The following is a 13,056-nucleotide window of genomic DNA, read 5'->3' on the forward strand; positions in this document are numbered from 1 at the left end:
CGAAGGGTTGGGGGGCGGGGTTCAGTTGGCGGGGGGAGGTTGATTCGGCGTCGGCTATGGCGGCTTCGGCGGCTTTTTCGGCGGTGGTGGCTTCGGAGTGGGCCTTGTCGCGGTGGGGGGTGGTGTCGCGGGTGGCTTGGGAGGGGGGGAGGGATTCGGTGAAGGCTTTGGAGATGCCTTGGAGGGCGGAGGTTATCTCGCTGGGGATCACCCAGAAGGTGTTGCCTTGGCCTTGGGCCAGCTGGGGGAGGACCTGGAGGTACTGGTAGGCGAGGAGTTTGGGGTCGGGGTCGTTGCGGTGGACGGCCTGGAAGACCTCGTCGATGGCCTGGGACTGGCCTTCGGCCTTGAGGATGGCGGAGGTGCGCTCGCCCTCGGCGCGCAGGATGGAGCTCTGCTTCTCACCCTCGGCGGTGAGGATCTGCGACTGGCGGAAGCCTTCGGCGGTGAGGATCGCGGCGCGCTTGTCACGCTCGGCGCGCATCTGCTTCTCCATCGCCTCCTTGATGCTCCTCGGCGGGTCGATGGCCTTGATCTCCACGCGGTTGACCCGGATGCCCCACTTGCCGGTGGCCTCGTCCAGCACTCCGCGCAGCTGGCTGTTGATGGTGTCCCGTGAGGTGAGGGTCTTCTCCAGGTCCATCCCGCCGACCACGTTGCGCAGCGTGGTCACGGTGAGCTGCTCGACACCTTGGATGAAGTTGGCGATCTCGTACGCCGCGGCGCGCGGGTCGGTCACCTGGAAGTACAGGACCGTGTCGATGTCGACCACCAGGTTGTCCTCGGTGATCACGGGCTGTGGCTTGAACGACACCACCTGCTCGCGCAGGTCGATGAGCGGACGGACCCGGTCCACGAACGGGATCACGAAGTTCAGGCCAGGCCCGAGAGTCCGTGAGTATCGGCCGAGGCGCTCGACGTTGCCCGCGCGGGCCTGCGGCACGATCCGCACGGCGCGTAGGACGGTGAACACCGCGAGAAGGACGATCAGGATTCCGGCGATGAGTGCGGCGTCCATTGGATCAACTCCCTGAACTACTCCCGGGGATAGACAAGGGCCGTGGCCCCCTCGATCTCGATGACGTCCACCGTCGTGCCGGGCGGGATGACGAGCGTCTCGTCGTAGGCGCGGGCGGACCATTCCTCCCCGCCGATGCGCACCCGGCCCTCACGGCCGGTGACCTCGCGGGTGACGTAGGCGGACTTCCCGACGAGCGCGGAAACCCCGAACCGTTGCGACGGAGGCTGGCTGATGTGCCGCTGGGCGATGGGACGCAGCACCATCAGGCTGGACACCGCGCTGAGGATGAACACCGCGAGCTGCACGCCTGTCGGCAGTCCGATCGCCGCCACCGCCGCCGTGAGCAGCGCGGCGGCACCAAGTAGCCCCAGTGCCGCGGTGAGCGTGAATATCTCCGCCACGCCCAGCGCCGCCGCGAGGATCAACCAGAAGATCCACGAGTCCATCGCACCGGCCCTCCTAAGAGGAAAACGCGTCCGAGGCGCGGATGGTTCCCTCCTCCACCGTAACCCCATATGGGCGCAACGCGCAGGGCGAGAAACCCCTTGGGCGGGGTCACGGAGCGGTGCGCGCCGGGCTGATCGTGCCGGTCACCTCCCCGAGGACGATCGGGGTGCCGTCCGGCCCGGGGGCGGTCGCGGTGACGGTGACGGTGTCGCCGTCCTCGAGGAACGCCCGGGTGCGCCCGTCGGACAACTTCACCGGCTCGCTGCCGTTCCAGGTGAGCTCGATCAGCGAACCGCGCTGCCCCGCGTCGGGCCCGGACACGGTGCCGCTGGCGAACAGGTCCCCGGTGCGCAGCCGGGCGCCGTTCACCGTCATGTGCGCGAGCATCTGGTCGGGCGTCCAGTACATCTCGCGGTACGGCGGACGGGACACGCGCTCGCCGTCCAGCAGCACCTCCATGGTGATGTCCAGCCCCCAGGGCTCCCGCCTGCGCAGGTAGTCGAGCGGCTCGGGGTCCTGGGCGCGGCCGGGCACCCGGGCGTGCGCGAGCGCTTCGAGCGGGGTGATCCAGGCCGACATCGACGTGGCGAACGACTTGCCGAGGAACGGGCCGAGCGGCACGTACTCCCACGCCTGGATGTCCCTGGCGCTCCAGTCGTTGACCAGTGCCACGCCGAACACGTGGTCGGCGAGGTCCCCGGCGGTCTCGCCGAGCCGGGTGGGTGTGCCGACGACGAACCCCAGCTCGGCCTCGATGTCGAGCTTCGCCGACGGCCCGAACACCGGGCGGGGCGGCTTGCTGTCCGGCGCGGGCGGCCGTTGCCCGCGCGGCCGGACGATCGGCGTGCCGGACACCACGACGGTGCCCGACCGGCCGTGGTACCCGACCGGCAGGTGCCGCCAGTTGGGCTTGAGCGGGTTCTCGTCGGGGCGGAACATGCGGCCGAGGTTGGTCGCGTGCTCCAGCGAGCAGTAGAAGTCGACGTAGTCCCCGATCTCCACCGGCAGATGCATGCGCACCCGCTCCAGCGGCACGAGATGCGGTTCCAGCGCCGCGCGGTTGGCTGCCGCCTCGGGGGCGTCCGCGTCGAGCAGGCACTGGATCCGCCGCCGGATGTCGTGCCACGCCGTGCGGCCCCTGGCCAGGAACGCGTTGAGGCTGCCGCTCGCGAACACCTCGTCGTGCAGCGCGGGCGCGAGGTCGAGCACGTGGTGGCCGATCCGCACGCCGGCCCTCGGCGTCTCGCCGTCGAGGGAGAACATCCCGTAGGGCAGGTTGGCGGCGGTGAAGCCGGAGCCGTCGGCGCCGGGCACCCAGGTGGACGGGTGCTCGGCGACCCGCGCCCGCTGGCCGTCCACCAGGTCGAGCGCCCGCAGGTCGTCGCCGGGCGTGTGCGTGTTGCACGAGCCGTAGGACACGAGCAGCTCCCTGGCGCGGTGCGCGGTGGCGGGTGTCACCTCGCGGGCGTGCCGCGCGAGCTCGTGCCGGTCCATGCTCTCCAGTACGGGCACCGGGTCGCGGTCCTCGACGGCGGCGCACACGGCGAGCAGCAGGTTGAGGAAGCCGTGCCGGTAGGTGCCGAGGGACGGGTCGGGGTGGCGCACCGCGTGGTGCAGCCCCGCGGTGGCCTTGAACGGGATGCCGTTCGCGACGCAGTGCGTGATGAACGCCGCGAGCTCGTGCGCGGTGGGGGTCTGGGCGGCCGTGGGGCCGCCGCAGCGCACCTTCAATCCCACGCCCGGGGGCGCGTGGTGCGGCTCGACGGCCGGGACCTCGACGAACAGCCGTGTGCCGTCCGGCGCGCCCACCCGGCGCACCACCTCGTCCACGGTGGCGCCGTCCGGCAGGCGGACCTCGATCAGGTCCACGGTGATCCGCGGCTCCCCGGCGAGCGTGTCGAGGCGGGGCGGCTCGGGCGACTCCAGGATGAGGCCGATCCGCAGCGGCCGTGTCACCGAGGCGCGCAGCTCGGAAAGGCGCCCGGACGGGCACAGGAACCGGTGGGTGAGCACGGGGCTCCCGGCGTCCTCGTCCGCGGCGTGCCGGGCGAGCGCCGCCGACATGGGCAGCAGGGACGGCGGGAACAGCCCCGCGTCGTCCACCAGGGCGGTGAGCAGCGGGCCGGCGTCGGGGTGGGTGATGGGCGCGGCCGGGCCGGCGGTGGCGCCTCGACCGGGCGCGGCGGAGCGGCTGGTGGCCGGGTCGGCGCCGCCACCGGGCGGCGGGCCGGCGGAGGGCAGGTCAGGGGTGATCATCGGGCCCACGTCCAGGCGTAGCCGGGGTCCTCGCAGGACAGCGCGGCGTCGCCGAGGTCCAGGGGGCGGAAGGTGTCGACCATGACCGCCAGCTCGCTGGTGACCTTGTGCCCCTGCCGCACGGCCTCCACGGCCGCCTCCACCGCGCCCGGCTGCGGGCCGTGGGTGAACCCGGCGGGGTGCAGCGAGATGGAGCCGACGTCGATACCCGAGCCCTTGCGCGCGGTGTAGTCGCCGCCCGCGTAGAACATGAACTCGTCGGAGTCCACGTTGTGGTGGTTGTAGGGGATCGGCACCGCGTCCGGGTGGAAGTCCAGCGGTCGTGGGCAGAACGAGCAGACCACGAACCCGGGCCCTTCGAAGGTCTGGTGCACGGGCGGCGGCGCGTGCGTGCGCTTCACGATGGGCTCGAAGTCGGCGATGTTGAACGCGTAGGGATACAGGTACCCGTCCCACCCGACCACGTCGAACGGGTGGTGGGCGTAGGTCAGCTTGGTCAGCCCGCCCCGCGTGCGCACCAGCACCGGCGTCTCCGACCCCTCGGTGATCAGCGGCTCGGTAGGTGCCCGCAGGTCCCGCTCGCAGTACGGCGCGTGCTCAAGGAACTGCCCGTACTGCGACAGGTACCGCTTGGGCGGCCGGATGTGCCCCGCCGCCTCGATGGCCAGCCCCGTGACCGTCGTCCCGTCCAGCGGCACCCACCGATGGATGGTCCCGGTCGGGATGACGACGTAGTCGCCTTCCCCCGCGTCCAGCGCCCCGTAGGTGGTCTCCAGCCGCACCCGCCCCGACGCGACGTAGACGCACTCGTCGCCCTTGGAGTTCCGGTACAGCTCACTGGCCCGGTCCGCCGCGACGTACGACATGCGGACGTCCCCGTTCCCCGCCAGCGGCTGCCGCCCCGTCACCATGTCCCCGCCCACCGGCAGCTGCGAGGTCCGGAAGTGCCGAGGCGACAACGGCATGTTCGGCGATAGCCCCGCCCGCACCCCCTCGGTGACGGCCTCGGCCTTGACGATCGCGGTCGGCAGATGCCGGTGGTACAGCAGCGAGGAGTCCGAGGAGAACCCCTCCTCGCCCATCAACTCCTCCGCGTACAGCCCACCGTCCGGCCGCCGGAACTGCACGTGCCGCTTCCGAGGCACTTCGCCAACACTGCGGTAGTACGGCATGGCCCACTCCCTCCGTACGCATATCGGACGCCATTGTCCTCTATACGTACGACGATCCGCCATCCTCCAGACGATGTCAACTTCCCGCCGGAGCAGGTGAACGCGGCGTGGGAGCGGCGGATAATCGGGAAGGTGGATCACAAGGCGGGGCCGGAGTCGGCGCAGACCCTGGAGAGGGGGCTGCGGCTGCTGCGGCTGCTCGCGGACGGGCACCGGGGGCGTACGCCGACCGAGCTCGCGCAGGAGCTGGGGCTGAGCCGGCCGATCGTGTATCGGCTGCTCACCACTCTCCAGAACGAGGGGTTCGCGCGGCGGGACGCGGACGGGCGGGTGCACCTGGGGTTCGGGGTGCTGGCGCTGGCGCGGGCCGTGCAGCCGTTGCTGCGGGCCGCGGCGCTGCCCGCGTTGCGGCGGCTGGCGGAGCACGCGGGGGCCACCGCGCATCTGACGGTGGCCGAGGGGGACGAGGGGCTCGCCATCGCCGTGGTGGAGCCGACGTGGACCGACATGCACGTCGCCTACCGCGAAGGCGCCAGGCATCCCCTCTCTCGTGGCGCGGCGGGGCTGGCGATCCTGGCCTCGCGCGAGGGCGCCACCGGGTACACCGTCACCGAAGGGCAGCTTCAGGAGGGGGCGCGCGGGATAGCCGCTCCGCTGGCGGGTGTGCCGTGGCTGGAGGCGTCGGTGGGCCTGGTGACCTTCGGCGCCCTGGACGCCGCCACGCTCGGGCCGCGCGTGGTGGCGGTGGCGGCCGAGGTCGGCGAGGCGCTCACCTGAGCGGTCGGTGAACGGTTCCCTGCCGAGCAGGCCTAGGGTGAACAATCCCTGTGAGTCACTGGCCGAGTAAAGATACGGCCGATACAGTCGTTACGCTCGTTTACGGACGATCACCGCTAATCGCCATAGTGCCGCACAAGGAGACGCTTGATGCGAATCAGGAGAGCCCTCGCCCTCGGCGCCGCCCTCACCGTCATCGCGGTGGGAGTTCCGGCCGCATCGGCGTTCTCCGACGACGGCGACGGCGACTGCAAGAACGTCACCAACGGGGCCAAGGAGACCGACCCGCAGTGCTTCTGGATGGCTCCGACGCCCAAGGAGGCGCTGGACATCGTCCGGTTCTGGGCCAAGGACGACGGCGCGAAGCTGAAGGAGGCCACCGAGTACCCGGTCGGCTGGATCGACTGCACGGTCGAGACCTGCAACGCCGACGGCGAGGGTGACGGTGAGGCCCACGGCGACGGGGACCCGGCCCCCGAGGGTTACGTGGAGGACGACACCCCGCCGACCTGCCAGACCGCGGGGGAGACCTGCTCGGTGACGCCCGAGGAGATCGCCGCCGCCGCGCGGACCGCCGCCGGGCAGGCCGTCGCCGCCGCCACGGCCAAGGGCATGCGGGTGTGGATCGACACCGAGCTGGTCGACGACTACGCCGCCGGGGCCGCCGCGCTGGCCGCCGCCGCCAAGAAGGTCGGTGCGCTGGCCGCGCAGCCCGGCGTCGTCGGCATCCGCTTCGCCTCGCAGCTCGGCTACAACGGCGCGGTGAAGACCCCCGAGGAGATGGGCAAGTTCGTCACCGCGGCCGCCGCGGCGCTGCACCAGGTGGCCCCCGGCAAGAAGCTCGGCGTGCACACGGTGGTGCCGGAGTTCGGCTGCGGCGCCAACGAGCTGTGCTCGGCGGAGATGAAGAAGCGGTACCCGCTGCTCACCGCCGAGAACATCGAGCCCCTGCTGACCTCCGGTTCGGTCGACCAGCTCGTGCTGGACAGCGGCCTGCTCGGCGGGTCGTACGCCGCCTGGAAGATCGGCCTGGCCGACGCCCAGCGCAACCAGTGGACCAAGGTCAAGGCCCTGGCCTGGGACACCCTGGCCCAGATCGGCGCCGAGGACGCGAGCCTCGCCGGCAAGTCCGACGCCCCGCTGAACGCCGAGCAGGCCGCCGCGGTGGCGCAGGACCGGGTGGCCTCCCCGCTGAAGGACGGCGCCGCGACGGTCAACCTGTGGACCCGCTGGCAGGACGGCAAGGGCAGCACCTACCAGGTGCTCGGCGCGCAGCTGGCCGCGACCCCCGCGTGGGAGCAGCTCGACAAGCTGGAGCCCCTGCAGCGGCGGCTCTCCACCATCTTCGACCCGTCCGCCCCCCTGGTGGGCGTGACCGAGGACGTGCAGAAGCTGTCCGAGGTCTTCAGCCAGATCTACATCACCGGCTGATCCGAGACACGACGAACCCGCCCGGCGCCGTGCCGGGCGGGTTCGGTGTCTCAGTTGCCGGTGGAGCTCAGGTAGCGGGAGAACTCTTCGAGCGAGATGAGGCCGTCGCCGTCCACATCGAGCTGTCCGACCGCCGCATCGGCGGCCTCCCGCGTCACGGGCTGGCCGAGCACCTCCATGAGGTGCAGCAGTTCCTCGGCGGAGATGAGCCCGTCCTTGTCGGCGTCGACCAGGTCGAAGGTCACCGCGTACTCGCTCATTGCCACTCCTCGCGTGATCGGTCGCCCAGCACCTTAGCCGGTCCTTGTCCCATTTATCGGCTTTTGCTGGACGGTGTTCTTGGTCATCAACCCACTGACCGGAGGGCACGGGGTTAGTCCCCGGCATGGGGGTATGGGCGCGGTAGGGGATTGACCGCACGAGGGGGGAGCGGACGATGACCGGGCAGACCGGGGAGCACGTCGACGACATGCCGGGCGAGCTGTCGCTCAGGGAGAAACTGCGCGAGGTGGAGGAGGACCTGACCCGGCTGCGGCAGTCGGCCAAGGAGATACGCGAGCGGATCGGCGACCGCTCGGACGCGCCCACCGACGCGGCCGAGATGTCCACGATGATCACCATGGCCGAGCAGCAGGAAGTGCTCGTGGAGACCCTGGAGGCCCGGAGGGAGAGCCTGCTGCGGCGCCTCGGTGCCGACTGACCGGCTCAGAACGTCGTGACGGCGCCGGCTCAGAGCGTCGTGACGGCGCCCGCCGGTGAGCGGGGGTACGGCGTCGCCGGTCAGTGGGCGGGGATGGCCTCGCCGGCCGGGAGCGGCATCGGGCTCGACGGCTGGGAGGCTTTCGCCGTCGCGCGGGAGCGCAGGCGGTTCAGGGCGAGCACCAGCGCGGCGCCGTAGACGACGTGCGCGGCGGCCATGACGGTCTGCCGCTCCGGGTGGTCCCGGTGGACGGGCGGCAGGATGCCGAGGCGCGGCACCCAGCCCTGGTAGCTGACCACCCAGATCGTCAGGCCGTAGGCGACGCCGCGCGACACCCGGGCCCGCCCGCCGTCGGCGATCATGGCGAACAGCGCCCCGGCCGCCGCGCCGAAGCCCATGTGCGCGACCGCGCCGAGCACGCCCTCGCCCGGCTTCGGCCGCCGTTTGTGGCCCGGCAGCACGGCACGGGCGATGTGCTTCGGCGGATGCCCGCCCTTCATCATCCCCGCCTGGTCGCCCGCCACCATCGCGGCGCTCATGGCGACGGTGGCCAGGGCCCCGCTGACCGCTCCGTGTACGAGATCACGCGTCATCATCGGATCCTGCCCGGGGCCTCGGGGGTGAAACCGCTGGTCAGCCCAGGGTGGCGTGGGTGTCCTCGGCGACCACGACCAGCACTCCGTCGACGGCCGACAGCGCGGCCGTCAGCTCGTTGAGATGCCCGGCGCCCTGCAAGGTCATCAGCAACGAGACGGCGAGCGGCCGCCGCTGGTCCGGGGGATGTTCGATGGACAACTCGCTGACGGTGAACCCCCGCCGCGTGCACTCCTCCAGCACCCGCCGCAGCGCCCCCCGCCGGTCGAGATAGGTCATCCGCAACCGTGACGGCGCGTACTTCGAACGCGGGAGGTGATCCGCCAGCGGGGTCAGCAGCAGCATCGCCACGAGGTAACCGAAGGTCACCACCACGGCCGGCATCCACAGCCCCGCGCCCGCCGCCATCCCGACCGCGGCCGTCAGCCACACCGCCGCCGCCGTCGTGAGCCCCCGCACGGCGTCCCGCCGCACGAATATCAGTCCGGCGCCGAGGAAGCCGATGCCCGACACGATCTGCGCCGCCACCCGGGAGGGGTCGAGCGTCACGTGCTGCCCCAGCACGTCCCCGAACCCGAACTTCGACACGATCATGATCAGTGCCGCCGCGAACCCGACCACTGTGTGCGTGCGCAACCCCGCGGCCTTCTGCCGGACCTCCCGTTCCAGCCCGATGACCGCGGACAGCAGGAACGCCAGCCCAAGGCACCCCAACTGTCCCCAGACCTGCGCGTTCACCTCGCCCGCACCCTCATCTGGCCCAGCGTAGACCAGGTGTCGCTTTAAGTGACGGACGTGGTCCTAGCGTGCCCGGTCGAGGGCGCCGGCCAGCACGGCGGGCGCCTCGGCCAGGGAGGGGCCGTACCACGTGAGGTGGCGCCCGCTGACCAGGGCGGCGGGCACGCCGGGGAAGAAGCCGGGGCCGTCGCCGGGGGTGAAGCGGTACGGCTCGTCGGGGAGGACGACCAGGTCGGGGCCGGAGGCCAGGAGGTCGGCGAGGGGGATCTTCGGGTAGCGGTCGGGGTGGCCCGCGTAGAGGTTGCGTACGCCGAGGTGGAGGAGCAGGTCGCCGGCGAAGGTGTCGCGGCCGGCCACCATCCACGGCTTGCGCCACACGGGGATCACCGCGCGCCGTTCCTCTCTGGCGGCGTGCGGAGCCCAGGCGTCTCGCGCGGCGGCCAGCCAGGCGGGCTCGTCGAGGGACAGGGCGGTGCCGAGCATGCGGCGCAGCGACGTGAGGGCGTCGTCGAGGGTGCGGACGACGGTGACCCAGACGGGGATCCCGGCGGCACGCAGCGCGTCGAGGTCCGGGACGCGGTTCTCCTCCTCGTTGGCGAGGACCAGGTCGGGCCGCAGGGCCGTTATGGCGTCCAGGTCGGGGTTCTTGGTGCCGCGCACCCGGGTCACGTCCAGCTCGGCGGGGTGCGAGCACCAGTCGGTCGCCCCGACCAGGAGCCCGGGTGCGGTGGCCGCCACGGACTCGGTCAGCGACGGTACGAGCGACACGACCCGCCGCACCTCGGCGGGCAGTTCCACGGGCAGCCCGAGGTCGTCGCGTACGCCGGTCATCGCGCTCCTTCCCGGCCGGACGCGCGGGCCCACGCCAGGTCGCGGTCCTTCTGGGGCAGCAGCGCGCAGTCCTCGCAGAGCCCGCCGCCGGGGACGCGGTAGTACAGGCAGCAGCTGCGCCGGACGAAGAAGTACGCGCCCGGCGCGGGCTCGGCGAGCTCCCCGGTGCCGTCCAGCGCGCCGATGGCGAGCAGCTCGCGCACCAGCTGGGCCGAACGGCCGCCGAGCGCGGGCGGGACGGTCTTGAGCACACCCGCGAGGGCGGCGGACGCGTTGCCGCGCAGCAGGGCGGGGGCGATCGCGGTGAGCCGCCCGACGGCCGCGGCCAGCGGTTCGAGCACCTCGCCCATCACCACCCGGTACACCGCCTCCGCCTGGCGCGCCGCCCCGCCGGGAACCGCGAGCCACCGTGCCGTGGGAGGCGACCAGAGGGGGAGCGGGCCCGTGGCGGCCGGGCGCCACCGCAGGTCGCCCGCCGTCGCCGGCACCAGGCCGGCCGCGGCGGCCATGCCCACGACCGGGGACCATAGCCGGGCGGCGAGCCCCTGGTACAGGATCGACGCCGCGACCCGCTCCTCACCGGTGCCGAGCCGCCGCCCGTGGTCGGCGATCCGCGCCCGCAGGAGGGCCGTGTCCGCGGCCAGGTCACCGAGAGGCCGCCAGCCGGAGCCGTGTCCCGGCGCCGTGTCGGCATCCGCCACCGGGCTCCGGCCGTGCGTGGCCGCCGCGCTGCCGTCCTCCGCCGGATCCCGGTCGTGCATGTCGGCCGCGCCGCCGTCCTCCGCCGCGGGCTCGCCGGTGGACACGGCGAAGTAGGGCCCGAAGGCCGACACCTCGGTCAGAGCCCGGACGGTTTCCTCGGGGAGGGCGGGACGTGGGCCGCCGAGGCCGTCCTCGGAGGGGGGCAGGTCGGCGGGTGCGGTCACGCCTCCATGATGCCCGGTGGGGCGCGGGTGGCCTTCGCGGGGCTTCGGGGCGCAGGTTACTCACAGGTAAGTAAGTCGTAATGTTAGCTTGTCAAATCAGTCAAGCGGGCTGACAGTATGCGCAGTATCGGCGATCGGGGGAAGATCCCTGGAGGCTCGCTTGCACATCCGCCGCACCCTCGTCCTCCTCGCAGCAGTCATCTCCGCCCTGCCGGTGGCCTTCGCCCCGGCCACGGCATTCGCCCAGGCGCCGCCCGTCCCGAGTTCCATGGCGTCGATGGGCGACTCCATCACCCGCGGGTTCAACGCCTGCGGCTTCTACGTCGACTGCACGGCACGGTCCTGGTCCACCGGTTCCACCTCCAGCGTCAACAGCCACGCCACCCGCATCCGGGCCGTCAACCCGTCCCTGACCACCCACAACGACGCCCGCTCCGGTGCCGTTGTCGCCGACATGGCGGGGCAGGCGCAGCAGGCCGTCTCCCAGGGCGTCGGCTACGTCACCATCCTGATCGGCGCGAACGACGCCTGCGCCTCCTCGGAGAGCGGGATGACCTCGGTCGCCGACTTCGAGTCCAGGTTCCGCGCCGCGATGAGCACCATCGTCGGCGGCCTCCCGAACGCGGCGGTCTTCGTCGCCAGCATCCCGGATATCAAGCGGCTGTGGGAGGTCGGCAAGGACAGCTCCTCGGCCCGTACCGCGTGGGCCCTGCTCAGCATCTGCCAGTCCATGCTGGCGAGGCCCCGTTCCACCGACCAGGCCGACGTCCAGCGGCGTGACCGGGTGCGGCAGCGGGTCGCCGACTACAACGCGGTGCTGTCCCGGGTGTGCGCCGAGCAGGCCAACTGCCGGTACGACGGCGGCGCGGTCTTCAACTTCCCGTTCACGCTGTCCCACATGAGCACCTGGGACTACTTCCACCCGAACTCCACCGGCCAGCGGCTGCTCGCCGAGGTGACCTACCCCACCGGCTTCGGCTGGTGACGAGAGGAGAGGACCGCCGGGCCCCGGCTTGCCGGGACCCGGGCGGGGACGCCGTCAGGGCACGAGGTACGCGCTGTCGCGAGCGTCGGTCACCGCCATGTGGCCGGGCGCGTGACCGATCGCGAACGGCGGTCGCGACCTCATGACCGCGGCCTGCGGCGTCACGCCGCAGGCCCAGAACACCGGTGTCTCCCCGGCGCGGATCTCGACCGGTTCGCCGAAGTCGGGCCGGTCGAGGTCCGTGATGCCGAGCGCCGCCGGGTCGCCCACGTGCACCGGCGCGCCGTGCACCGCCGGATACCGCGCCGTCACCCGCACCGCCTCGGCCACCAGCTCGGCGGGCACCGGCCGCATCGACACCACCAACGGCCCCGACAGCCGCCCCGCCGGACGGCACTCCCGCGCCGTCCGGTACATCGGCACGTTCGTCCCCGCCTCGATGTGCCGCACCGGCACCCCCGCCTCCAGCAGCGCCGCCTCGAACGTGAAGCTGCACCCGATCAGGAAGCACACCAGATCGTCCCGCCAGTACTCCCGCACGTCACCGACCTCCGCCACCTGCTCCCCGTCCCGATAGACCCGGTAAGCCGGCAGATCGGTCCGCAGATCCCCCTCGAAGATCGACGCCGAGACCTCCCCCGCCTCCGTGACGTCCAGCACCGGACAGGCCCGAGGATTCCGCTGCGCGAACAGCAAGAACTCATAAGCCCTCTCCTCCGGCAACACCAGCAAGTTCGCCTGCGCCCACCCCGCCGCCCACCCCGCCGTAGGCGCGACCACCCCACCCCGAAACAACCCCCGCGCCTCCCCCGGCGTAAGCCCTCTCGGATCCATACTCGCTGCACCCATGCCCTCGTCCTCTCCTCATGCCCTCTGCCACTCCGGCAGAGCCAGTCATCTCGACAACCCTTTCCGTTGCCCCGGGGGCTGATTCGCTCTCGGGAGTGTCCACCTGAAGCGGCATCCCCGGCGGGCATCCGCCCCGGGAGGTGTGTCCACCCGGGAGGTGTGTCCGCCCCGGGAGGCGTCGCCCTGGGAGGTGTGTCCGCCCGGGAGGTGTGTCCGCCCGGGAGGTGTGTCCACCCGGGAGGTGTGTCCGCCCCCGGAGGCGTCGCCCCGGGAGGCGTCGCCCCGGGAGGCGTCGCCCCGGGAGGCGTCGCCCCGGGAGGCGTCGCCCT

At 72.2% G+C, this 13,056-nt stretch carries 14 protein-coding genes; 4 read left to right on the forward strand and 10 right to left on the reverse strand.

Annotation, left to right across the window (positions count from 1 at the left end; genetic code table 11):
- From ACFP1K_RS08365 to ACFP1K_RS08380, 4 genes are all read right to left on the reverse strand, one after another.
- Window positions 1–1,018: SPFH domain-containing protein (locus tag ACFP1K_RS08365; protein ID WP_380748704.1), on the reverse strand; the 1,018-nt coding region annotated here is incomplete at its 3' end.
- Window positions 1,019–1,035: 17 nt separating this feature from the next.
- Window positions 1,036–1,467 (reverse strand): NfeD family protein, encoded by a 432-nt coding sequence (locus tag ACFP1K_RS08370; protein WP_380748706.1) that lies wholly within the window; start codon window positions 1,465–1,467, stop codon window positions 1,036–1,038.
- Between the two features lie 109 nt (window positions 1,468–1,576).
- Window positions 1,577–2,782: a fumarylacetoacetase gene (gene fahA / locus ACFP1K_RS08375; protein WP_380749020.1), complete on the reverse strand. Its 1,206-nt coding sequence runs from the start codon at window positions 2,780–2,782 to the stop codon at window positions 1,577–1,579.
- Between the two features lie 938 nt (window positions 2,783–3,720).
- On the reverse strand, window positions 3,721–4,896 hold the full coding sequence (locus tag ACFP1K_RS08380) for a homogentisate 1,2-dioxygenase (RefSeq protein WP_380748708.1): 1,176 nt from the start codon (window positions 4,894–4,896) through the stop codon (window positions 3,721–3,723).
- A gap of 132 nt (window positions 4,897–5,028) precedes the next feature.
- Here ACFP1K_RS08380 and ACFP1K_RS08385 point away from each other — a divergent pair, with 132 nt between their 5' ends.
- The gene (locus tag ACFP1K_RS08385) at window positions 5,029–5,673 is read left to right on the forward strand and encodes a helix-turn-helix domain-containing protein (protein WP_380748710.1); all 645 of its coding nucleotides are present in this window, start codon (window positions 5,029–5,031) and stop codon (window positions 5,671–5,673) included.
- A gap of 150 nt (window positions 5,674–5,823) precedes the next feature.
- Complete coding sequence (locus tag ACFP1K_RS08390) at window positions 5,824–7,104, forward strand: hypothetical protein (protein WP_380748712.1); 1,281 nt, start codon at window positions 5,824–5,826, stop codon at window positions 7,102–7,104.
- A gap of 50 nt (window positions 7,105–7,154) precedes the next feature.
- On the opposite strand, the gene ACFP1K_RS08395 is transcribed toward ACFP1K_RS08390, so the two are convergent.
- Window positions 7,155–7,364, reverse strand: coding sequence for an EF-hand domain-containing protein (locus tag ACFP1K_RS08395; protein WP_380748714.1), 210 nt, complete (start codon window positions 7,362–7,364; stop codon window positions 7,155–7,157).
- 176 nt (window positions 7,365–7,540) lie between these two features.
- Between ACFP1K_RS08395 and ACFP1K_RS08400 the strand changes: the two genes are divergently transcribed.
- A complete protein-coding gene (locus tag ACFP1K_RS08400) occupies window positions 7,541–7,804 on the forward strand; it encodes a hypothetical protein (RefSeq protein WP_380748716.1) in 264 nt (87 codons plus the stop codon).
- An 80-nt stretch (window positions 7,805–7,884) separates the two neighbouring features.
- Here the strand turns inward: ACFP1K_RS08400 and ACFP1K_RS08405 are convergent, their stop codons facing one another.
- The 4 genes from ACFP1K_RS08405 to ACFP1K_RS08420 all read right to left on the reverse strand — a co-directional run bounded on the left by ACFP1K_RS08405 (window position 7,885) and on the right by ACFP1K_RS08420 (window position 10,893).
- On the reverse strand, window positions 7,885–8,400 hold the full coding sequence (locus tag ACFP1K_RS08405) for a DUF6789 family protein (RefSeq protein WP_380748718.1): 516 nt from the start codon (window positions 8,398–8,400) through the stop codon (window positions 7,885–7,887).
- Window positions 8,401–8,437: 37 nt separating this feature from the next.
- Window positions 8,438–9,136, reverse strand: a complete 699-nt coding sequence (locus ACFP1K_RS08410) for an MgtC/SapB family protein (RefSeq protein WP_380748720.1) — start codon at window positions 9,134–9,136, stop codon at window positions 8,438–8,440.
- A gap of 63 nt (window positions 9,137–9,199) precedes the next feature.
- Window positions 9,200–9,967, reverse strand: a complete 768-nt coding sequence (locus ACFP1K_RS08415) for a helical backbone metal receptor (protein ID WP_380748722.1) — start codon at window positions 9,965–9,967, stop codon at window positions 9,200–9,202.
- Window positions 9,964–10,893: a (2Fe-2S)-binding protein gene (locus ACFP1K_RS08420; protein WP_380748724.1), complete on the reverse strand. Its 930-nt coding sequence runs from the start codon at window positions 10,891–10,893 to the stop codon at window positions 9,964–9,966. The genes ACFP1K_RS08415 and ACFP1K_RS08420 overlap by 4 nt, the downstream gene beginning before the upstream one ends.
- A 160-nt stretch (window positions 10,894–11,053) precedes the next feature.
- Between ACFP1K_RS08420 and ACFP1K_RS08425 the strand changes: the two genes are divergently transcribed.
- Window positions 11,054–11,878, forward strand: a complete 825-nt coding sequence (locus ACFP1K_RS08425) for an SGNH/GDSL hydrolase family protein (RefSeq protein WP_380748726.1) — start codon at window positions 11,054–11,056, stop codon at window positions 11,876–11,878.
- Between the two features lie 54 nt (window positions 11,879–11,932).
- Here the strand turns inward: ACFP1K_RS08425 and ACFP1K_RS08430 are convergent, their stop codons facing one another.
- Window positions 11,933–12,712, reverse strand: coding sequence for a putative hydro-lyase (locus tag ACFP1K_RS08430; protein ID WP_380749022.1), 780 nt, complete (start codon window positions 12,710–12,712; stop codon window positions 11,933–11,935).
- Window positions 12,713–13,056 lie beyond the last annotated feature (344 nt).

This window comes from Sphaerisporangium aureirubrum, from assembly GCF_042658925.1.
Taxonomy (GTDB): domain Bacteria; phylum Actinomycetota; class Actinomycetes; order Streptosporangiales; family Streptosporangiaceae; genus Sphaerisporangium; species Sphaerisporangium aureirubrum.